The sequence below is a fragment of the Symbiopectobacterium sp. RP genome (genome assembly GCF_050472005.1).
GTDB lineage: Bacteria > Pseudomonadota > Gammaproteobacteria > Enterobacterales > Enterobacteriaceae > Symbiopectobacterium.
This window is the reverse complement of the sequence record NZ_JBGOGS010000001.1, coordinates 2,359,274-2,380,580: the sequence shown is the minus strand read 5'-3', so window position 1 is coordinate 2,380,580 and position 21,307 is coordinate 2,359,274. Positions and strand designations below refer to the sequence as shown.

General features: G+C 48.7%; 18 protein-coding genes and 12 pseudogenes. 20 read left to right on the top strand and 10 right to left on the bottom strand.

Annotation, left to right across the window (positions count from 1 at the left end; translation table 11 throughout):
• Positions 1-170: 170 nt before the first annotated feature.
• The 7 genes and pseudogenes from ACD630_RS15740 to ACD630_RS15710 all read left to right on the top strand — a co-directional run.
• Positions 171-302 (top strand): annotated as a pseudogene (locus ACD630_RS15740) (transposase); the annotation flags it as partial.
• A 33-nt stretch (positions 303-335) separates the two neighbouring features.
• Positions 336-1,151 (top strand): IS630 family transposase, encoded by an 816-nt coding sequence (locus ACD630_RS15735; RefSeq protein WP_430359610.1) that lies wholly within the window; start codon positions 336-338, stop codon positions 1,149-1,151.
• Positions 1,152-1,174: 23 nt separating this feature from the next.
• Positions 1,175-1,939: pseudogene (locus tag ACD630_RS15730) on the top strand (integrase core domain-containing protein); the annotation flags it as partial.
• A 204-nt stretch (positions 1,940-2,143) separates the two neighbouring features.
• Complete coding sequence (locus tag ACD630_RS15725; RefSeq protein ID WP_430360084.1) at positions 2,144-2,371, top strand: DUF2523 family protein; 228 nt, start codon at positions 2,144-2,146, stop codon at positions 2,369-2,371.
• A gap of 3 nt (positions 2,372-2,374) precedes the next feature.
• Positions 2,375-2,797, top strand: coding sequence for a zonular occludens toxin domain-containing protein (locus ACD630_RS15720; RefSeq protein ID WP_430359609.1), 423 nt, complete (start codon positions 2,375-2,377; stop codon positions 2,795-2,797).
• A gap of 224 nt (positions 2,798-3,021) precedes the next feature.
• Positions 3,022-3,600 (top strand): hypothetical protein, encoded by a 579-nt coding sequence (locus tag ACD630_RS15715; protein WP_430359607.1) that lies wholly within the window; start codon positions 3,022-3,024, stop codon positions 3,598-3,600.
• The gene (locus ACD630_RS15710; RefSeq protein WP_430359606.1) at positions 3,597-3,944 is read left to right on the top strand and encodes a hypothetical protein; all 348 of its coding nucleotides are present in this window, start codon (positions 3,597-3,599) and stop codon (positions 3,942-3,944) included. The genes ACD630_RS15715 and ACD630_RS15710 overlap by 4 nt, the downstream gene beginning before the upstream one ends.
• Positions 3,945-4,058: 114 nt before the next feature.
• Here the strand turns inward: ACD630_RS15710 and ACD630_RS15705 are convergent.
• Positions 4,059-4,766, bottom strand: a pseudogene (locus ACD630_RS15705) (IS630 family transposase); the annotation flags it as partial.
• A 196-nt stretch (positions 4,767-4,962) separates the two neighbouring features.
• On the opposite strand from ACD630_RS15705, the gene ACD630_RS15700 reads away from it, so the two are divergent.
• Positions 4,963-5,505 carry a hypothetical protein gene (locus tag ACD630_RS15700; RefSeq protein ID WP_430359605.1) on the top strand — a complete coding sequence of 181 codons (543 nt, stop codon included), beginning with the start codon at positions 4,963-4,965 and terminating at the stop codon, positions 5,503-5,505.
• A 271-nt stretch (positions 5,506-5,776) separates the two neighbouring features.
• On the opposite strand, the pseudogene ACD630_RS15695 reads toward ACD630_RS15700, so the two are convergent.
• Positions 5,777-6,259, bottom strand: a pseudogene (locus ACD630_RS15695) (helix-turn-helix domain-containing protein); the annotation flags it as partial.
• Positions 6,260-6,381: 122 nt separating this feature from the next.
• Positions 6,382-6,754 (bottom strand): annotated as a pseudogene (locus tag ACD630_RS15690) (serine hydrolase); the annotation flags it as partial.
• A gap of 36 nt (positions 6,755-6,790) precedes the next feature.
• Between ACD630_RS15690 and ACD630_RS15685 the strand changes: the two are divergent.
• Complete coding sequence (locus tag ACD630_RS15685) at positions 6,791-7,006, top strand: IS630 transposase-related protein (protein WP_430359604.1); 216 nt, start codon at positions 6,791-6,793, stop codon at positions 7,004-7,006.
• A 39-nt stretch (positions 7,007-7,045) separates the two neighbouring features.
• Here ACD630_RS15685 and ACD630_RS15680 read toward each other — a convergent pair whose 3' ends face one another.
• The 3 genes and pseudogenes from ACD630_RS15680 to ACD630_RS15670 all read right to left on the bottom strand — a co-directional run bounded on the left by ACD630_RS15680 (position 7,046) and on the right by ACD630_RS15670 (position 9,676).
• Positions 7,046-7,825, bottom strand: a complete 780-nt coding sequence (locus tag ACD630_RS15680) for a hypothetical protein (protein ID WP_430359603.1) — start codon at positions 7,823-7,825, stop codon at positions 7,046-7,048.
• Between the two features lie 84 nt (positions 7,826-7,909).
• A pseudogene (locus tag ACD630_RS15675) lies at positions 7,910-8,155 on the bottom strand (serine hydrolase); the annotation flags it as partial.
• Positions 8,156-8,425: 270 nt separating this feature from the next.
• Positions 8,426-9,676: an IS256 family transposase gene (locus ACD630_RS15670; RefSeq protein ID WP_430359602.1), complete on the bottom strand. Its 1,251-nt coding sequence runs from the start codon at positions 9,674-9,676 to the stop codon at positions 8,426-8,428.
• A 206-nt stretch (positions 9,677-9,882) separates the two neighbouring features.
• Between ACD630_RS15670 and ACD630_RS15665 the strand changes: the two are divergent.
• Positions 9,883-10,044, top strand: a pseudogene (locus ACD630_RS15665) (IS256 family transposase); the annotation flags it as partial.
• 26 nt (positions 10,045-10,070) lie between these two features.
• On the opposite strand, the gene ACD630_RS15660 reads toward ACD630_RS15665, so the two are convergent.
• Positions 10,071-10,727: an IS630 family transposase gene (locus ACD630_RS15660; RefSeq protein WP_430359601.1), complete on the bottom strand. Its 657-nt coding sequence runs from the start codon at positions 10,725-10,727 to the stop codon at positions 10,071-10,073.
• Positions 10,728-11,060: 333 nt separating this feature from the next.
• Between ACD630_RS15660 and ACD630_RS15655 the strand changes: the two are divergent.
• Positions 11,061-11,498, top strand: a pseudogene (locus ACD630_RS15655) (IS256 family transposase); the annotation flags it as partial.
• Between the two features lie 34 nt (positions 11,499-11,532).
• On the opposite strand, the gene ACD630_RS15650 reads toward ACD630_RS15655, so the two are convergent.
• Positions 11,533-13,095, bottom strand: a complete 1,563-nt coding sequence (locus ACD630_RS15650; protein ID WP_430359600.1) for a YdgA family protein — start codon at positions 13,093-13,095, stop codon at positions 11,533-11,535.
• Positions 13,096-13,142: 47 nt separating this feature from the next.
• Positions 13,143-13,499, bottom strand: a pseudogene (locus ACD630_RS15645) (mannose-6-phosphate isomerase); the annotation flags it as partial.
• A gap of 169 nt (positions 13,500-13,668) precedes the next feature.
• Between ACD630_RS15645 and ACD630_RS15640 the strand changes: the two are divergent.
• The 5 genes and pseudogenes from ACD630_RS15640 (at position 13,669) to fumC (ending at position 17,667) form a co-directional block, all read left to right on the top strand.
• Positions 13,669-14,919, top strand: a pseudogene (locus ACD630_RS15640) (IS256 family transposase).
• Between the two features lie 29 nt (positions 14,920-14,948).
• A pseudogene (locus ACD630_RS15635) lies at positions 14,949-15,605 on the top strand (IS256 family transposase); the annotation flags it as partial.
• Positions 15,589-15,867 carry a transposase gene (locus tag ACD630_RS15630; RefSeq protein WP_430359599.1) on the top strand — a complete coding sequence of 93 codons (279 nt, stop codon included), beginning with the start codon at positions 15,589-15,591 and terminating at the stop codon, positions 15,865-15,867. The pseudogene ACD630_RS15635 and the gene ACD630_RS15630, both read left to right, overlap by 17 nt.
• A gap of 128 nt (positions 15,868-15,995) precedes the next feature.
• Complete coding sequence (locus tag ACD630_RS15625; protein ID WP_430359598.1) at positions 15,996-16,232, top strand: transposase; 237 nt, start codon at positions 15,996-15,998, stop codon at positions 16,230-16,232.
• Positions 16,233-16,269: 37 nt separating this feature from the next.
• On the top strand, positions 16,270-17,667 hold the full coding sequence (fumC, locus tag ACD630_RS15620; protein ID WP_430359597.1) for a class II fumarate hydratase: 1,398 nt from the start codon (positions 16,270-16,272) through the stop codon (positions 17,665-17,667).
• 60 nt (positions 17,668-17,727) lie between these two features.
• Here fumC and ACD630_RS15615 read toward each other — a convergent pair whose 3' ends face one another.
• A complete protein-coding gene (locus ACD630_RS15615; protein WP_430359596.1) occupies positions 17,728-18,768 on the bottom strand; it encodes an IS481 family transposase in 1,041 nt (346 codons plus the stop codon).
• A gap of 106 nt (positions 18,769-18,874) precedes the next feature.
• Between ACD630_RS15615 and ACD630_RS15610 the strand changes: the two genes are divergently transcribed.
• From ACD630_RS15610 to ACD630_RS15595, 4 genes and pseudogenes are all read left to right on the top strand, one after another.
• Positions 18,875-19,114, top strand: a complete 240-nt coding sequence (locus tag ACD630_RS15610) for an excisionase (RefSeq protein WP_430359595.1) — start codon at positions 18,875-18,877, stop codon at positions 19,112-19,114.
• On the top strand, positions 19,092-19,412 hold the full coding sequence (locus ACD630_RS15605; RefSeq protein ID WP_430359594.1) for a phage integrase Arm DNA-binding domain-containing protein: 321 nt from the start codon (positions 19,092-19,094) through the stop codon (positions 19,410-19,412). The genes ACD630_RS15610 and ACD630_RS15605 overlap by 23 nt, the downstream gene beginning before the upstream one ends.
• Positions 19,413-19,437: 25 nt before the next feature.
• A complete protein-coding gene (locus tag ACD630_RS15600) occupies positions 19,438-20,232 on the top strand; it encodes a tyrosine-type recombinase/integrase (protein WP_430359593.1) in 795 nt (264 codons plus the stop codon).
• Between the two features lie 306 nt (positions 20,233-20,538).
• Positions 20,539-21,288 (top strand): annotated as a pseudogene (locus tag ACD630_RS15595) (Rpn family recombination-promoting nuclease/putative transposase); the annotation flags it as partial.
• Positions 21,289-21,307 lie beyond the last annotated feature (19 nt).

Below are 21,307 nucleotides of genomic sequence, written 5' to 3'. Positions count from 1 at the left end.
TTGTTGAATAATAGTGAGTCATGCTGTTTTGCCAGCCAGTTTTGGTATAAAATGCTTGTCACCTCAGGTTTAAAGTTTTCTTATGAGGCCTAACTGCATGATTTTTCGTTGCGAAGATCTGTCGTTTCACTGGGGGTGCAGCATAAAATATGTTTATTCAACAAAGCCATCTGGTCATTGATGGAACCGGCCTGAAGGTCTTTGGCGAAGGCGAATGGAAAGTCCGGCAGCATGGTGCCGACAGACGCAGGGTATGGCGTAAGCTGCACCTTGCAGTAGACAGTGTGACGCATGAGATTATAGCTAAACGACCTAATTTTGATTACATTATTTAAATGAGCTATTCAATTGATTTTAGACGTAAAGTGATATCTACACGGGAAGAAGAAGGGTTGAGTATCCGAGAAACAGCGAAGCAATTTCGGATTGGCCCTGCCTCTGTATCGCGTTGGATTAATCAAATAGCGTCAAAAGCATCGACCACGCGTCAGCGAAAGAGCGATAAATCCGAGTTGATAAAAGATGTTGAACCATATCCAGATGCTTACCAAAAAGAACGTGCAGAGCGTTTTGGCGTTTGTCAGAAGGCCATTTGGCAAGCTCTTAAAAAGCTGGGATTGACCTATAAAAAAACGCTACGTCATCCGAAAGCCGACGAAAGCGCCCTGCAAGCATTTCAACAAAAAACACAACAGTATGAAAAAGAAGGCAAACCTATTGTTTTTATTGATGAAAATGGTTTTCCATACGATACCCCACGGACTCACGGCTATTCCCCAAAAGGTCAACGGTGTTTTGGCCTGAAGAACGGGGGAGCCAAGGGAAGAACAAATGTTATCGGCGCTTTATTAGGCACAACGCTGTTTGCTATCGGATTATTTGATATCAACATTAACAGCGATGTTTTCTATTCCTGGGTCACACAAGTCCTTATCCCAGTACTCCCTAAAAACAGGGTAATCGTGATGGACAATGCAACTTTTCACAAAAAACATAATATTCAACAAGTCATCATCGATGCAGGGTACATGGTGGAGTATTTGCCTACATATTCGCCAGATCTTAACCCCATTGAGCATAAATGGGCACAAGCAAAAAAAAGAGAGAGTGGTTGCGATACAGAGATTTTGTTCTCAGTCCATATGGTGTAATCAAAATTAAGTCGCTTGGCTATAATGAGCTGCGTAAAAAAGGTGTATTTATCTCCGGCAGCGGCGTGCGCTCCATCTGGCAACGACACGACCTGGAGAACTTCCGTAAACGCCTGAAGGCGCTTGAGGAAAAGGTCGCCAGAGAAGGCATTGTCCTTACTGACGCTCAAATCGCAGCCCTGGAGAAGAAGGCGCACGATGATGAGGCCTGCGGTGAAATCGAGACAGCACATCCCGGGTATCTGGGCTCGCAGGACACCTTCTACGTGGGCAATCTGAAGGGGGTGGGCCGTATCTACCAGCAGACGTTCGTGGATACGTACTCGAAAGTGGCGCACTGCAAGCTGTATACGAATAAAACACCGCTCACCGCCGCCGACCTGCTCAATGATCGCGTACTCCCGTTCTACGAGGCTCAGGGACTGCCGGTGCTGAGAATACTGACCGACAGGGGTACGGAGTACTGTGGTAAAGTGGAGCAGCATGATTATCAGATTTATCTGGCTATCAACGATATCGAGCATACGAAAACGAAGGCGATGTCTCCGCAGACGAACGGCATCTGCGAGCGCTTCCATAAAACCATTTTGCAGGATTTTTATCAGGTTATGTTCCGCAAGAAGTTATATGGAGACTTGGAAAGCCTGCAGGTAGATCTGGACAACTGGTTGTGGCATTACAATAATGAGCGAACTCATCAGGGAAAAATGTGCTGCGGGCGTACGCCGATGGCCACTTTACTCGATGGAAAACGGATCTGGGCAGAAAAGAATCTGAACCAGATGTAATCTGACAGACACCTGTATAAATAATCGGTAACTGTCAGATCAGGTCTGAGCTAGTACAAATAAACATATTTTATGCTGCACCCCCGGTGAAACGACAGATCCTCGCAACGCAAAATCATGCAGTTAGGCCTCATAAGAAAACTGTAAACCTGAGTTGACAAACATTTTCTACCAAAACTGGCTGGAAAAACAGCATGACTCACTATTATTCAAAAAAGCCGTTTTTTTGCTCTCTATTTTGTGGTGCAGGAGCTGGTTAAGGAAATGGCACAGTGGTTGCCTCAATCCACCGATTTGATGACGTTGTTTACCACTTTACCTGACAGCGTATGGTATTTCCTTAATCTGTTTTTGCTGCCACAGGGAGTAGGGATGGTGTTATCCGCCCTGCTGACGCGCTTTATTATTCGTCGTATTCCGGTGATAGGGTGACGTATGGCGATTTCAGCGTATGTCGGCTTGCCGGGCAGCGGTAAATCCTATGAAGTGGTGGCGAGTGTCATTATTCCGGCCTGTATCTCGGAGAGTCGCATTGTCAGTAATATTTACGGGTTATCCGTTGAACGGATTTATGACTACTGCGTTGAAGTGAAAAAAGCGAACAGGGAGGCGCTGGGCGACATTATTTTCGTTGAGAACGACGACGTGCAGGATGCGAATTTCTTTCCTTACAAGACTGATGCAGGTATCGCTGACACCACGCGCTGCCGTCCGGGGAATTTAATCTGTATTGATGAAGCGTGGCGTATCTGGGAGAGCGACAGAGCGATACCGGTCAATCATCGTTCTTTCATGGCAGAGCATCGTCACTTTACCGATGCGGCAAGCGGCGTCTGTTGGCGATTTGGTGGTGATTAACCAGTCTGTGACCAATCTGCCGCGCTTTATCAAGGACCGCATCGAAACTACTTACCGCATGCAGAAATTATTGGCGCTGGGGCTAGGCTTTGTTGAATAATAGTGAGTCATGCTGTTTTTCCAGCCTGTTTTGGTAGAAAATGTTTGTCAACTCAGGTTTACAGTTTTCTTATGAGGCCTAACTGCATGATTTTGCGTTGCGAGGATCTGTCGTTTCACCGGGGGTGCAGCATAAAATATGTTTATTCAACAAAGCCCTAGGGCTGAAAAGCCGTTACCGGGTCGATGTCTTTACCGGTATTAAGTTGTTTAAGTCGAATCGTGCTTCGTCCTATCAGTGCGGTTACGACAAGGCAATTTTTCCGCTTTACCGCTCGTATGAAGCGGGTAACGGCAAGGAGCTGACCATTGATAAGCGCCAGAACGTGCTCGCATCGTCGCGTCTTTGGTGGACGGTGGCGGGGCTGTTGTTACTGCCTACTCTGTCGGTGAACTTTCTGGTGCGGTTTTTTACCCATGTGCAAGGCCCAGATCCTCAGGTGACATCGCCTGCGCCGTCCAATGCCGCCGTGACAATGTCACCTTCTGTTGCGGTTGCTGCGCCGCCCAAACCGGTGATGTCCTCATCGTGGCGGGTCGCGGGCAGGTTGGCCAAAGCCGGACAGGTTTGGGTGTTGCTGGCTGATAACAATGGGCGATTGCGGGTAGAGCAAGTTTCCCTGTTTACCTTTGAGGGGGTGATGATGACTGGGGTCATCGACGGGGAAAGGGTGACGGTCTGGTCAGGAGGCGTTAAGGGATGAAGCATAGCATGGTAGGGGCGTTGTTATGGCTGGTCGGTATTGCGGTGCAAGCGAAAGGCGTGGATTTTTCCCTCAATGCCGTACCGCTGCCACAGGCGTTGCAGATGATATATGGGCAGGTGTTTGAACGCCCGTTTATGCTTGACCCGGAACTGGCGCAGGACAAGCGTCTGCTGACCTTTCATCTGATGCCAGATAATGATGAACGGGCTTTTGTATTGCGTTATCTCAGGAACATGAATATTGCGGTATCGAGCCGTCAGGGGATTGATTATCTCAGCAGCGTGACGCCGTCCGTTCCCACTGTGTCCCAGACGTTTTTTATTTATAGCCAAGCGACTTAATTTTGATTACACCATATGGACTGAGAACAAAATCTCTGTATCGCAACCACTCTCTCTTTTTTTTGCTTGTGCCCATTTATGTTCAATGGGGTTAAGATCTGGCCAATATGTAGGCAAATACTCCACCATATACCCTGCATCGATGATGACTTGTTGAATATTATGTTTTTTGTGAAAAGTCGCATTGTCCATCACGATTACCCTGTTTTTAGGGAGTACTGGGATAAGGACTTGTGTGACCTAGGAATAGAAAACATCGCTGTTAATATTGATATCAAATAATCCGATAGCAAACAGCGTTGTGCCTAATAACGCGCCGATAACATTTGTTCTTCCCTTGGCTCCCCCGTTCTTCAGGCCAAAACACCGTTGACCTTTTGGGGAATAGCTGTGAGTCCGTGGGGTATCGTGTGGAAAACCACTTTCATCAATAAAAACAATAGGTTTACCTTCTTTTTCATACTGTTGTATTTTTTGTTGGAATGCTTGCCGGGCGCTTTCGTCGGCTTTCGGATGACGTAGAGTTTTTTTATAGGTCAATCCCAGCTTTTTAAGAGCTTGCCAAATGGCCTTCTGACAAACGCCAAAACGCTCTGCACGTTCTTTTTGGTAAGCATCTGGATATGGTTCAACATCTTTTATCAACTCGGATTTATCGCTCTTTCGCTGACGCGTGGTCGATGCTTTTGACGCTATTTGATTAATCCAACGCGATACAGAGGCAGGGCCAATCCGAAATTGCTTCGCTGTTTCTCGGATACTCAACCCTTCTTCTTCCCGTGTAGATATCACTTTACGTCTAAAATCAATTGAATAGCTCATTTAAATAATGTAATCAAAATTAAGTCGTTTAGCTATACCGTCCCAGTTATCGTCCGGTGGGCTATCTGACAGAAATGTTATCCAGGCAGTTTTCCGGGCGATTCAATGCCAAAAGCGGTGTGCCGTCGGGGGGATCACCGCGACCGAAGCCAAAGCGGGTAGTGCGTCGGATTTTGTCAATCGTAGCGACGATGTGTTGGTTTATTACGGCACGGCATCAGACATTGCCCGCCTGAAAACCCTGTTGCCGCTGACCGATACCGCGCCGGAGGAGGTGACGGTCGCGGCCTATGTGTTTGAGGTACAGACCCGTGAGCGTAACGGCTCCGGGCTGGCGTTGGCTGCCAAGCTGTTGTCCGGCAAGCTCAATCTTCAGGTCAGGCAGTCGGGCGGCTTTGATAATTTCATTGATAATTTCATTCGTATCAATACCGGCTCACTCGATGCGCTGTATGAACTGTTTCGTACCGACAGTCGTTTTCATGTGGTCAGTTCACCGCGCTTGCTGGTGAAAAATGGCGCACAGGCGGCCTTTTCGGTCGGTGCTGATGTGCCGGTACTGGGCAATAACCGTCCGGTGCAGTCGGTGGAGTACCGCTCCAGCGGGGTGATTTTACAGGTGACGCCGCAGATTCTGGCGGAGGTGGTGGAGTTGACCATTGACCAGCAGCTATCTGATTTTGTGAAAACTGACACTGGCGTCAATATAGCCAAGCGAGATCATTTTGATAACAATTAGCTGTATTTTTTTGCCACATATCAGGGCATTGACTGTAATCATTTTTAAGTCGGTTGTCTATAACAGAGAAACAATGAACCTGCGTCAACGTCCTGCCAGGCGGGTTTGGCTTTTAGCGGCCTGAGCAGCGTTATCAGCGCCTGACGGTCTAAGACAAAAGAACGTCCCAGCGATGGCCGTTTAATAACCGTGCGACGATGACAGGCGGTTTTCTGGCTTACTGGCGCACAGGTGCGCACAATGTATATTATGTTAAATTATATATTAAGAGTGCCGTCTCGATTTCACCGCAGGCCTCATAATCGTGCGCCTTCTTCTCCAAGGCTGCGATTTGAGCGTCGGTAAGGACAATGCCTTCTCTGGCGACCTTTTCCTCAAGCGCCTTCAGGCGTTTACGGAAGTTCTCCAGGTCGTGTCGTTGCCAGATGGAGCGCACGCCGCTGCCGGAGATAAATACGCCTTTTTTACGCAGCTCATTACTGGTCCGGTGCTGCCCATGGGGCGGGAACTCAATAGCATAATCAACAACCGCGCGTTCAGTGGCTTCGTCGGCGCGGTTCTTCAGGTTCGGAACCCGGCGGTTCTGGTTAACCAGCGCATCAATGGCGCCTTCAGCAGCCAGTTCCTGATAACGGTAAAATGTATCGCGTGACACGCCCATGCTCTTGCAGGCTTTTGATACGTTACCGAGTTCTTCGGCGAGATTGAGCAGGCCGGCTTTGTGTTTGATAATGGGATTGTTAGTATGAAGCATGAGAGTTACCTCGCGTTTTGTTTAAGGATTAGACACCCATATCAAAACCGGTAATTCTCAACCTTTCAAGGTCCAGTGTCAGATCTAGTCGCGACTAATACACATAAGTGGATAATGGTTATCTATTGCAATGCAGTGAGAATTTGCATCGCCGCTTTGACTCGCATCGTGTTGGAATAATTTTTGTTAGCCAACATCACGATCCCAACCTGCTTTTCAGGAATGAATGCAACATAAGCACCGAAACCGCCAGTAGCACCGGTTTTATGAACCCAAGAGGCAGCCAAAGGTGGATGAGGCTGATTATTCAATCACTTTTTGCGGACTCAACGCTACAGCGTTATCGCTGCCGGAGATTATCTTATCCGCCTGCCCTGGCCAATCAAGCATTTCCCAGCCCAGTCCTTGATAAAGTGCATCAGTGCGCTAATAGCGTGTCTGTGCGATATGAATACCTTTTTGCAGTACCCGATCGGTGACCCACTCAGGATTCATATAGCTAAACGACTTGATTTTGATTACATTATTTAAATGAGCTATTCAATTGATTTTAGACGTAAAGTGATATCTACACGGAAAGAAGAAGGGTTGAGTATCCGAGAAACAGCGAAGCAATTTCGGATTGGCCCTGCCTCTGTATCGCGTTGTATTAATCAGTTTGCTATATCTTTCCGCTTCGGTTTTGCTGTTCGCGTTATAGCAAACCGACTTAAAAATGATTACAACAGATACCCTGATATGCGGTAAAAAAATACAGCTAATTGTTATCAAAATAATGTCGCTTGTCTATATGATCACGGATGTTTCCCCGATCTCCATATTGGCTTTTTTCCCTTTCCAGCCAACCTGTCCGTTTGCGATAAATGGCAGATCGTCTGCAATTTCACCAATTTTACGGGTGTCACCACCCCACTCGGCCCGATGCCCTTCCTTTCCCCGGATAAGCCAACATATTCCCTGGAAGCTTAATGTGCGCATATGCCCGATAGAGTCACCTTCACGGTCAATGAGATGAACTAACTTCTTCCCGCTATCAAGAGACTCAACGCGGGCGATATCAGCCGTCAAAGCATCCATATGAGTCAGACTCTCAGACAAGCCCTCGGTTAACGTTGAACAACAACCCGCCCTATCGGTTAGAGTCTGAGACAGGGGCGCTATTGGTAAACCATTTGCAGCATCAACCAGTAGGCTGGTTTGTAGTTCATAACCGACGTCGCCACCATGGGTCATTTTCAAACGTTCTTCTTTCCCATTGTGGGTACGAAACTGTAAATGAGACCAGTCGTGAACGACGGGAGCGTATGGATGCGGGCTAAGTGCAACCTGCCGGAGAGCCAGCGAAATAATCGGTTCATTGAGTTGACTGAAGCTAATACGTTCATTATTAAAAAAACGCCAAACGGCCTGAGTAGTGGCGAATGTTGTTTTCTGCGCGCAGGCAAGGTCTTTAACGGCTGACGCCAATGGTACTGGGGGAGTCATGTGTTGCTTAACCAGATGCTGATAACGCCGGTTAAGGCGGGCATCAATCCCGCCGATGGATAAGTTGAGATCATGCAGCAACGTAATAGCAGATATTGCAAAAGATGTGTAGATACCTATGGTATTTAGGGGCGGGGTCGTTTAGCGAGATCTCCCCCTTCTCTACCGCCACACCGCCACACCGCCAAGCACACCATTAAAGGTTTTACTCACTGACTCTAGCTCAAATAGCGTGTTTTTTGTGATCGGTCGGGCGGTCTTAAGATCTGCCAAACCATAATTAAAGAAGTAAGGTTTGCCATGCACCAACACAGCCACAGCCACAGCCATACCAGGAATATCCTGTTCTTTGAGTAAAGGCTCAATAGCTTCATTAACTGTTTGTGTTACATTTGGGGCGGCTAATGCCATGCTGGAAAAGCATAGACACAGTGTGGCTTTAACCAAAAGAGCGGGAGAGACAGTCTTCATAAAAGATCTCATAAGTAGTTGGCGCATCGGCGCTTTTTATAACGCCGCATCATAACGTAGCATGATAAGTATAACGCCTATTTCGTTAACGAAATCGAGCCTGTACGAGCTTGTACATAAATTTGTGTAATTGCCTGATTTTGATATGTTCAATCCAACATCAAAAGCAGGTTACTTTATGGAGTTATTAGCAAATCTGGTGTATGGCGATCAGGCTACGTTCCGCTCTGATGCTTCGTGAATCTGTTCTCCATCCTTAAATTGGACGTTGCTTACAACCAGGGTCAGCAGGTCAAATCCTCTTAGTCGGTTCCAGCTTTTCTGAGCTGACTGGAGCAGCTTAAATACCATTGACAGGGTTGTTTCTCTCGAACCACCGTTCTTCGCGCCTCTGCTTCGTAGCCTCACAGTCGCAAAAGCCGATTCAATCGGATTTGTCGTTCTTATTGACGCCCAGTGCTCTGACGGGAAGTCGTAGAATGCCAGCAGTTCTTCTCGAGCTTTCTCCAGCTTCTTCATCGCTGCAGGATACTTCGCTGAAAACCTTGCCAACAAAACATCAAAGGCTTCATTAGCGGCATCGCGGCTCTCTGCTAGCCAAACCTCCCGCAGCTCAGCCTTAACTTTCGGTTGCATGGCTTTGGGGTGTGAAGCCAACACATTAGCGGTTTTGTGCACCCAACAGCGTTGGTGCTGCGTGTCCGGGAATATCTTTGCCATTGCATTCCAAAAACCAAGGGCACCGTCTCCCGTAGCCAGCTTGGGAGATACGGTTAGGCCACGTGCTCGCAGGCCATTAAGAAGTTCGGCCCAGTTTGCTTCTGACTCTCGATAACCATCTTCGACCGCAACCAGCTCCTTACGTCCATGCTCAGTGACGCCGATAATGACCAGCAGGCAAAGGCGATCATCTTGCCTGACATGGCTGTATATGCCATCGGCCCAGAAATAAACGTAGCGCGTATCGCTTAAATCACGCAGCCAGCATTGCCTGTGCTCTTCAAGCCATTGCTGTTTCAGTCTGCTGATGGTACTGGCAGAGAGGGCATTAGCTTTTTCACCGAGCAGCGCCCTCAGGGCTTCGTGAAAATCACCGGTGGATATGCCTCGCAGGTACAGCCATGGTAGCAACTCTTCGACGCTTTTTGCAGGTTTCAGATAAGGCGGCAACAACGCGCTGTTGAAGCATATTCCGTTGCCGCTGCGATCCCTGACCTTGGGCACTTTAATTTCAACATCCCCAATACCCGTCTGTATGGTTCGCTGTGGCAAATAGCCGTTACGAACGACAGCATGACGCCCGTCGTCAAGGCGGCGTTCAGCATATTGTTGCAGCATGGCTTCGAGCTCAACCTCAACGGCGGCAGCTATCAGTTGCCTGGTACCATTACGAATGAGTTCATGCAAGGGATCACCGGCAATATCTGGTTCTGCGGAGACCTGTAGGGTAAACTTTTTCATGGGGTATCATCTCTCTGTTGTTGAAATCATCCACGAAATCAATCAGCAGGATACTCCCCCCTCCCCGAAACCCCGTACACCAGAAATGAGCATAACTCACTTTATGGACGAAAAACAGTTATAGCCAAGCGACATTATTTTGATAACAATTAGCTGTATTTTTTTGCCACATATCAGGGCATTGGCTGTAATCATTTTTAAGTCGGTTGGCTATACAGGATCTGGCTAACGAGCTGGCCAAAAATCTCAAAACCCCTGACGCTCTCAAGCAGTTTGATCGCCTGCTGAAAAAGATCAGCGTTGAAGCTGCCCTTAATGCTGAAATGACCCATCACCTCGGGCATGAGAAGCACCACTCCAAATCTGGAACTATAGCCAAGCGACTTAATTTTGATTACACCATATGGACTAAGAACAAAATCTCTGTATCGCAACCACTCTCTCTTTTTTTGCTTTTTGCTTGTGCCCATTTATGCTCAATGGGGTTAAGATCTGGCGAATATGTAGGCAAATACTCCACCATATACCCTGCATCGATGATGACTTGTTGAATATTATGTTTTTTGTGAAAAGTTGCATTGTCCATCACGATTACCCTGTTTTTAGGGAGTACTGGGATAAGGACTTGTGTGACCCAAGAATAGAAAACATCACTGTTAATATTGATATCAAATAATCCGATAGCAAACAGCGTTGTGCCTAATAACGCGCCGATAACATTTGTTCTTCCCTTGGCTCCCCCGTTCTTCAGGCCAAAACACCGTTGACCTTTTGGGGAATAGCCGTGAGTCCGTGGGGTATCGTGTGGAAAACCACTTTCATCAATAAAAACAATAGGTTTACCTTCTTTTTCATACTGTTGTATTTTTTGTTGAAATGCTTGCCGGGCGCTTTCGTCGGCTTTCGGATGACGTAGCGTTTTTTTATAGGTCAATCCCAGCTTTTTAAGAGCTTGCCAAATGGCCTTCTGACAAACGCCAAAACGCTCTGCACGTTCTTTTTGGTAAGCATCTGGATTATAGCCAACCGACTTAAAAATGATTACAGCCAATGCCCTGATATGTGGCAAAAAATACGGCTTTGTTGAATAATAGTGAGTCATGCTGTTTTGCCAGCCAGTTTTGGTAGAAAATGCTTGTCACCTCAGGTTTACAGTTTTCTTATGAGGCCTAACTGCATGATTTTTCGTTGCGAGGATCTGTCGTTTCACCGGGGGTGCAGCATAAAATATGTTTATTCAACAAAGCCAAAAAATACAGCTAATTGTTATCAAAATAATGTCGTTTAGCTATATTGCGTTCGATTAATCAAATAGAGTCAAAAGCATCGACCACGCGTCAGCGAAAGAGCGATAAATCCGAGTTGATAAAAGATGTTGAACTATATCAATAAGTCTGTGTTCCTGACGCTGGGTATCAATATCGAAGGCCAGAAAGAGCTACTGGGGATGTGGCTGGCCGAAAATGAAGGCGCAAAGTTCTGGCTGAACGTGCTGACAGAACTGAAAAACCGTGGCCTGACCGACATCCTCATTGCCTGTGTGGACGGCCTGAAAGGGTTCCCGGATGCCATCAACACGGTCTACCCGGAAGCCCGCATCCAGTTGTGCATCGTGCACATGGTGCGCAACAGTCTGCGCTTCGTTGCCTGGAAGGACTATAAGGCGGTAATACGCGACCTCAAAGCAGTGTATCAGGCTCCAACCGAAGAGGCCGCGCTTCAGGCGCTGGAGACGTTCGGTGGGACATGGGATCACCGCTATCCGCAGATAAGCCGGAGCTGGCAGTCAAACTGGGCTAACCTGTCGAGATTCTTCTCGTACCACCGCCCGCCATAGCGCACAGGCGGTACAGAGATTACTTCGCTTGCGGGGGGACAGCGGCCGGTGAGTCTTGAGCTTCTGGCTCGGCATCATCGCCTTCGTCACCTTCATCAGTAGGGATATCGATAAAGGGGGCAATAAACTCCGCCAGTGAGATTTTACGCCCGTTGAACTCAACCTGATTGTCCGCATAGTGCAGCGAACTGGTGATGGCGTCATCTTTGGTGACGGTGATTTGGTTCATTTCGCCTACGCCAGCCAGCATTTTCACTTGCCCTTGCGCACTGGCAATCAGTTGCTGATGTTCCTGATCCGATTGCGCCTGCCCTCCTGCCTGAACGATACCTTCCGCCAGCATCGCCATTGGCGCGTTCAACGTCACATCCAGTTGTTTAACCGCACGACGGATCACGCCTTCTTCATCGCTTTGTGTCGGCGGTGTTAACGCTGTAGATTGTGCAGGATTACTCAAATTGAGCGAGGCGTTGAGCGTGCTCTCACCTTTGACATTTTTCCAGCTCAAGGGGGCGATGGTAAAGTTCGGGTTGCCTTTCAGCAGGCTGGGCAGCGCATTGCGTAATGATTGCCCCAGTTCATACTGAAAACGCAGCGGATCCATGGCAGACGGCGACTCCAGGAATGATGCACTCAACGTCTTATAAGTTTTGGCGAACTGCTGTGTCGCTTCACCATCGAGTTGGTTAAAGCTGAAAGTAAACTTCATTCTACCTAGATCGCGATCTTTGAGCAGCAGTGCGTCTAATGACAACGTTATCGCGCCAGCGATGTTTTTGTCGTCTTCGTTCATGGTGCTTTTGATCACGAAGTTATTCAGCGTGACAGGGTCACTTGCTGGCGGTGCCACCTTCATTGATTTCAGGGTAACGCTACCATCACCGAGATCCAGATTAAACTTGCCGCGGTGATTGTTCGCTTCCAACCCAAGGCCTTCGAGAACGATAGTCTCTTTACCGCCTTCGTAGTTGGTGGTTTCTGATAAAAAGTGAGAAACCGTGCCTGAAATTCGGCTGCTACGTAGATCGTGGGCAAGGTCTAACGCAATATCAGTGCCGCTGAAGGCAAATTTGGTGCCTTCACTGTCAATATCCAGTGGGCGCAAAGAGATAACTGAAGCGGTATCTCCATTGAATGCCACGCGTGTTTCTGCGCTGAAGAACGGTTGGTTCTGAAGTACATCAAACAGTGCTTTGGTCGCTTCGGTGTTAGCCAGTTCGCTGTGAATATGCGCCATGCTGGGACGTAAATTCATTTTTTTCAGTAGTGCGAGCGGAAGTGGCCCATGTGAAACGGTTTCGTTGAGCACTATTTCGTTTTTGGGGGCTAACGGACGCGTTTCTGATGCAGAACCATCTGGCTGCAATACCAGTGAAAACATGCTGCTGAACACCCCTCCCTGATAATCACGATACACCAGCTTGAAACCTGAATTCGGATAGGTTTCCTGTAACTGCTTGTTAAATTCAGCAGTAACCGTATCGATATTTTGTGCTAATTGCTTGCCCGTATACCATGACGCACCAGTCCACACTGCGCCCAGCGCTACAATAACTCCGACGGCAACCAGAGACTTCTTCATAGTGTGATTCCTTTTCTAAGTAAGCATCCCTTAAGGGGAGAAAGTGTCTAACCATTATACACGCGTGCCAGTCGTCCACTTCCCTCTACGCTGACGGGAGACTCTGACGCACGCAAAAAGCAGGATTCGCCGGGGTGAAGCGTAAGCCGCTGACTATTTTTCATCAATGTGGCCTTTCCATCGATACAAAAGACAACGGCTGCGCTCTGTTGGTTCAGCGTTTGTGGCTGATCCTTCAGATGATGCAGGGAAAAGGCAAAATCGGCGACAGGTACGGGAAAATAGCAGGTTTCACCGTCTTCAATCGGCTGAGTTAACAGCTGGTTTGCCGGTTTGGGGATAAATTTTACATTCGCCAGCAGTTCAGGAATGTCGATATATTTAGGGGTGAGTCCAGCCCGTAACGTTATCCGAATTCGTTCTGAAAGTCCGGCAGGACAGCCGCGTTATCAATAAGTCTGTGTTCCTAGCGCTGGAGTTATGCTCATTTCTGGTGTACGGGGTTTCGGGGAGGGGGGCGTATCCTGCTGATTGATTTCGTGGATGATTTCAACAACAGAGAGATGATACCCCATGAAAAAGTCTACCCTACAGGTCTCCGCAGAACCAGATATTGCCGCTGATCCCTTGCATGAACTCATTCGTAATGGTGCCAGGCAACTGATAGCTGCCGTCGTTGACGTTGAGCTCGAAGCCATGCTGCAACAACATGCTGAACGCTGCCTTGACGACGGGCGTCATGCTGTCGTTCGTAACGGCTATTTGCCACAGCGAACCATACAGACGGGTATTAGGGATGTTGAAATTAAAGTGCCTAAGGTCAGGGAGCGCAGCGGCAACGGAATATGCTTCAACAGCGCGTTGTTGACGCCTTATCTGAAACCTGCAAAAAGCGTCGAAGAGTTGCTACCATGGCTGTACCTGCGAGGCATATCCACCGGTGATTTTCACGAAGCCCTGAGGGCGCTTCTCGGTGAAAAAGCGAATGGCCTCTCTGCCAGTACCATCAGCAGACTGAAACAGCAATGGCTTGAAGAGCACAGGCAATGGTGCCTGCGTGATTTAAGCGATACGCGCTACGTTTATTTCTGGGCCGATGGCATATACAGCCATGTCAGGCAAGATGATCGCCTTTGCCTGCTGGTCATTATCGGCGTCACTGAGCATGGACGTAAGGAGCTGGTTGCGGTCGAAGATGGTTATCGAGAGTCAGAAGCAAACTGGGCCGAACTTCTTAATGGCCTGCGAGCACGTGGCCTAACCGTATCTCCCAAGCTGGCTACCGGAGACGGTGCCCTTGGTTTTTGGAATGCAATGGCAAAGATATTCCCGAACACGCAGCACCAACGCTGTTGGGTGCACAAAACCGCTAATGTGTTGGATTCACTCCCCAAAGCCATGCAACCGAAAATTAAGGCTGAGCTGCGGGAGGTTTGGCTAGCAGAGAGCCGCGATGCCGCTAATGAAGCCTTTGATGTTTTGTTGGCAAGGTTTTCAGCGAAGTATCCTGCAGCGATGAAGAAGCTGGAGAAAGCTCGAGAAGAACTGCTGGCATTCTACGACTTCCCGTCAGAGCACTGGGCGTCAATAAGAACGACAAATCCGATTTAATCGGCTTTTGCGACTGTGAGGCTACGAAGCAGAGGCGCGAAGAACGGTGGTTCGAGAGAAACAACCCTGTCAATGGTATTTAAGCTGCTCCAGTCAGCTCAGAAAAGCTGGAACCAACTAAGAGGATTTGACCTGCTGACCCTGGTTGTAAGCAACGTCCAATTTAAGGATGGAGAACAGATTCACGAAGCATCAGAGCGGAACGTAGCCTGATCGCCATACACATGATTTGCTAATAACTCTTGGCGCTAGGTATCAATATCGAAGGCCAGAAAGAGCTACTGGGGATGTGGCTGGCCGAAAATGAAGGCGCAAAGTTCTGGCTGAACGTGCTGACAGAACTGAAAAACCGTGGCCTGACCGACATCCTCATTGCCTGTGTGGACGGCCTGAAAGAGTTCCCGGATGCCATTAACACGATCTACCCGGAAGCCCGCATCTAGTTGTGCATTGTGCACATGGTGCGCAACAGTCTGCGCTTCGTTGCCTGGAAGGACTATAAGGCGGTAACACGCGACCTCAAAGCAGTGTATCAGGCTCCAACCGAAGAGGCCGCGCTTCAGGCGCTGGAGACGTTCGGTGGGACATGGGATCACCGCTATCCGCAGATAAGCCGGAGCTGGCAGTCAAACTGGGCCAACCTGTCGACATTCTTCTCGTACCCGCAGGAACTTCGCAAGGTAATCTACACGACGAATGCTATAGAATCACTGAACAACGTGCTCCGGCATGCAATCAAGAAACGCAAGGTGTTCCCGACTGATAACTCGGTGAAGAAAGTCGTATGGCTGGCAATCCAGGTGGCATCACAGAAATGGACGATGCCCTTACAGGACTGGCGTATGGCAATGAGTCGCTTTATTATCGAGTTCGGTGACCGCCTTGACGGTCACTTCTGAGGAAAGGCATTTACACAAAATCTTAAACAGGCTCCACGATACCCCACGGACTCATGGCTATTCCCCAAAAGGTCAACGGTGTTTTGGCCTGAAGAACGGGGGAGCCAAGGGAAGAACAAATGTTATCGGCGCTTTATTAGGCACAACGCTGTTTGCTATCGGATTATTTGATATCAATATTAACAGCGATGTTTTCTATTCCTGGGTTACACAAGTCCTTATCCCAGTACTCCCTAAAAACAGGGCTTTGTTGAATAAATAGATTTTATGCTGGCAGCCCAGCGAAACGACGGATCCTCACAACGTAAAATCATGCAGTTAGGCCTCATGAGAAAAGTGTACACCTGAGATGAGAAGCATTTTCAACCAAAACTGGCATGAAAAAACAGCATGATTACCTATTATTCAACAAAGCCTAAAAACAGTGTAATCTTGATGGACAATGCAACTTTTCACAAAAAACATAATATTCAACAAGTCATCATCGATGCAGGGTATATGATGGAGTATTTGCCTACATATTCGCCAGATCTTAACCCCATTGAGCATAAATGGGCACAAGCAAAAAGCAAAAAAAGAGAGAGTGGTTGCGATACAGAGATTTTGTTCTCAGTCCATATGGTGTAATCAAAATTAAGTCGCTTGGCTATAGGAGAAAAAACCAATGACGACACGTATCGAAAAAGATTCCATGGGCCCGATTGATGTTCCTGCCAATAAGCTGTGGGGGGCACAAACGCAGCGTTCTTTGGAGCATTTTCGTATCTCTGAGGAAAAAATGCCGCAAGCGCTGATTTTTGCCTTGGCGTTGACCAAACGTGCGGCCGCACAGGTCAATAACACGCTTGGCCTGCTGCCGGACGACAAGAGTTCAGCGATCATTGAAGCCGCCGATGAGGTGCTGGCTAAGAAACATTCCGGCGAATTTCCTTTGGCGATCTGGCAGACCGGCTCTGGCACGCAAAGCAACATGAACATGAATGAAGTGCTGGCCAACCGCGCCAGTGAACTACTGGGAGAGGAACGCGGTAATGCGCGTTTGGTGCATCCCAATGATGATGTTAACAAAAGCCAGAGTTCGAACGATGTCTTCCCGACGGCAATGCATGTGGCCGCTGTCATTGCCCTCAACACTCATCTGTTGCCGGAGCTTGACGCGTTGTTGATTACGTTACAGGCCAAGGCCGAAGCGTTCAGCGATATCGTTAAAATCGGGCGCACCCATTTGCAGGATGCAACGCCGCTGACCTTGGGGCAGGAGATTTCCGGTTGGGTCGCCATGTTGCAACATAATCGTAAGCACATTGAGAACAGCATCCCTCATTTGAGCGAGCTGGCACTCGGTGGAACGGCGGTGGGGACGGGCCTCAATACCCACCCTGAATATGCAGTTCGCGTTGCCAGTGCGCTGGCCGAATTGACCGGACAACCGTTTGTTACCGCACCCAATAAATTTGAAACCTTGGCAACCTGTGATGCACTGGTGCATGGTCACGGTGCATTGAAAGGGCTGGCTGCGTCGCTGATGAAAATTGCCAACGATGTGCGCTGGCTGGCATCCGGTCCGCGCTGTGGCATTGGCGAGTTGAGCATCCCGGAAAACGAGCCGGGCAGTTCCATCATGCCGGGGAAAGTGAATCCGACCCAGTGTGAAGCACTGACCATGCTATGTTGCCAGGTGATGGGCAACGATGTGGCGGTGAATATGGGAGGAGCATCGGGGAATTTCGAGCTTAATGTTTATCGCCCCATGGTTATCCATAATTTCCTGCAATCGGTTCGTTTGCTTGCGGATGGCATGAAGAGCTTTGATGAGCATTGCGCCATAGGCATTGAGCCTAACCGCGATCGTATTGAACAGTTGCTTAATGACTCTCTGATGTTGGTTACCGCATTAAACACTCACATCGGTTACGATAAAGCCGCAGAGATTGCCAAGAAGGCGCATAAAGAGGGATTAACGCTTAAAGCCGCCGCACTGAAACTCGGTTATTTAACCGAGCCACAGTTTGATGAATGGGTGTGCCCGCAAGATATGGTGGGTAGCCTGCATATCGGATAAGGTGTACTAGCTCAGACCTGATCTGACAGTTACCGATTATTTATACAGGTGTCTGTCAGATTACATCTGGTTCAGATCCTTTTCTGCCCAGATCCGTTTTCCATCGAGTAAAGTGACCATCGGCGTACGCCCGCAGCACATTTTTCCCTGATGAGTTCGCTCAGTATTGTAATGCCACAACCAGTTGTCCAGATCTACCTGCAGGCTTTCCAGGTCTCCATATAACTTCTTGCCGAACGTAACCTGATAAAAATCCTGCAAAATGGTTTTATGGAAGCGCTCGCAGATGCCGTTCGTCTGCGGAGACATCGCCTTCGTTTTCGTATGCTCGATATCGTTGATAGCCAGATAAAGCTGATAATCATGCTGCTCCACTTTACCACAGTACTCCGTACCCCTGTCGGTCAGTATTCTCAGCACCGGCAGTCCCTGAGCCTCGTAGAACGGGAGTATGCGATCATTGAGCAGGTCGGCGGCGGTGAGCGGTGTTTTATTCGTATACAGCTTGCAGTGTGCCACTTTCGAGTACGTATCCACGAACGTCTGCTGGTAGATACGGCCCACCCCCTTCAGATTGCCCACGTAGAAGGTGTCCTGCGAGCCCAGATACCCAGGATGTGCCGTCTCGATTTCACCGCAGGCCTCATCATCGTGCGCCTTCTTCTCCAGGGCTGCGATTTGAGCGTCGGTAAGGACAATGCCTTCTCTGGCGACCTTTTCCTCAAGCGCCTTCAGGCGTTTACGGAAGTTCTCCAGGTCGTGTCGTTGCCAGATGGAGCGCACGCCGCTGCCGGAGATAAACACGCCTTTTTTACGCAGCTCATTACTGGTCCGGTGCTGCCCATGGGGCGGGAACTCAATAGCATAATCAACAACCGCGCGTTCAGTGGCTTCGTCGGCGCGGTTCTTCAGGTTCGGAACCCTGCGGTTCTGGTTAACCAGCGCATCAATGGCGCCTTCAGCAGCCAGTTCCTGATAACGGTAAAATGTATCGCGTGACACGCCCATGCTCTTGCAGGCTTTTGATACGTTACCGAGTTCTTCTGCGAGATTGAGCAGGCCGGCTTTGTGTTTGATAATGGGATTGTTAGTATGAAGCATGAGAGTTACCTCGCGTTTTGTTTAAGGATTAGACACCCATATCAAAACCGGTAACTCTCAACCTTTCAAGGTCCAGTGTCAGATCTAGTCGCGACTAATACAAATTATGGCATACATCACCTTATCCGAGTGGAATCGGCGGCAACCCCGCCCGCGTTGTATGGAAACCGTCAGGCGATTGGTCAGGAGCGGAATGATTTTTCCCGCACCGATACGAGATGGGCGCGAGTATCTGGTTGAGGAAAATGCCTGCAAGCTCACCCAGAATAAAAACCTTCTCTCATCAGGTTACCTTCATCCCGCCCTGTTATCGAGGATAAAACATGGCACGCCGGAGAAGCCATAAGAACCGCGATTTGCCGCCAAACCTGCAACCGCGCAACGGTGGCTATTTTTGCTACCGTGACCCGCGCACCGGAAAAGAATATGACCTGGGCCGCCATCGACAGGAGGCCATTACACAAGCCATCGCCGCTAATATGGCGATTTATGGCTCATCAAAACCATCATCACTCGTTGACCGCATCAACGGCACACAGGCGACCACAGTTAGCGAATGGACTGAACGCTATCTGACGATACTCGAAGAACGGAAACTCAAGCCGAAAACGATGAGCGAGTATAAATATAGCCAACCGACTTAAAAATGATTACAGCTAATGCCCTGATATGTGGCAAAAAATACAGCTAATTGTTATCAAAATAATGTCGCTTGGCTATAAATACCTGAAAGCCGTTAACGCCCATTTAGGGGAATTTGCTTTTCAGAAAGTAGAAACCAAAGACATTGCCTCGTTCCTTAATCAGTGGGTAAACGCAGGGAAAGTGACAATGGCGAACTGCATAAGAGCGTTGTTACGTGACCTGTTTCGTGAAGCGATTGCTGAGGGGGTACTCAAAAGCAATCCAGCCGAAGCTACGCGCAACCAGCGTATAGACATTCAACGGGAACGCATAACCCTAGATGCGTGGAGGCTCATACGTAAGGCCGCGGATACATTACCTGCATGGGTCGGCCCCTGCCTTGACCTTGCTTTAGTCACCGGTCAACGTTTAGGGGATATACAGGCACTGCGCTGGGAGGATATCAAAGACGGACGTCTTTACATCAAGCAGGCGAAAACAGGCACGATGCTGGCGTTCTCCGAGGCAACCCGCATCGACTGCCTCAATTTATGCCTTTCCGATATACTGAACCAGTTTAGAGAATTAAACAACGGGAGAGCACATATCGTCGCAAACGCCAAATACAAGCAATTTGCTGCAAAAACGATATCTGCCGCTTTTTTGAAGGCGCGCCGTATATCAGGATTAACATGGGAACGCAAACCTCCCTCATTTCATGAAATCAGAAGCCTGGCGGCAAGACTCTACACCGATGAGAAAGGGGAAGAACATGCACAAAAATTGTTAGGTCACAAAAGCTCTACCATGACAGATAGGTACCGCGATGTCCGGGGCTGAATGGAAGCAGATTGAATAATTTCGATCGATGCATTATAACTCATTGAATCATAATGACGATATTTTAATGCCGCTGTACTCCTGACAGCGAAGACCTAAAGCGCTAATCTACTAATTATCATAGACTTATCGCCATCCCATGCTCAAAAAACAGGCAACAAAACACAACAATACACTACATTTTTATCAATACGTTACCGTCCATTTCGACTTGCGGACTCCCTTCCTTAGACGTGAAAAATCACATTCACCCCGAGCTGGAAATCCCGATGGCATACCGTAACCTGAGCAAGGTATACTGCGCCAATGACAACATCCTCACTCTCCCAACATGACTCCCTGTTCAAAAAGTTCCTCGGCGATATCACGGTCGCCCGAGACTTTCTGGAAATCCATCTGCCACCTCATCTGCGGGAGCGCTGCGATTTCAGCATCCTTGCGATGGAGTCAGGTAGCTTTATCGAAGACGACCTGCACACCCAGTGTTCGGATATGCTCTATTCCGTGCAGACAAAAACGGGGAAAGGCTATATCTACACATTGATCGAGCACCAGAGTAGGCCCGAGAAGTTGATGGCGTGGCGTTTAATGCGTTATAGCATGGAAGCCATGCAGCGGCACTTGGAGCAAGGCAACGAGACCTTGCCCGTGGTCATCCCGCTCCTGTTCTACCACGGCACCACGTCGCCCTACCCCTACAGCACCCAATGGCTCGATTGCTTTGCTGACCCTGAACTGGCAGAATCAGTCTATACACAGGCATTCCCGTTGGTCGATATTACCGCAATACCGGATGACGAAATCCTGACGCATAGGCGGGTAGCGCTGCTGGAACTGGTGCAGAAACATATTCGTAATGGTGCCAGGCAACTGATAGCTGCCGCCGTTGACGTTGAGCTCGAAGCCATTCTGCAACAACATGCTGAACGCCGCCTTGACGACGGGCGTCATGCTGCCGTTCGTAACGGCTATTTGCCACAGCGAACCATACAGACGGGTATTGGGGATGTTGAAATTAAAGTGCCTAAGGTCAGGGATCGCAGCGGCAACGGAATATGGGCTTTGTTGAATAAAT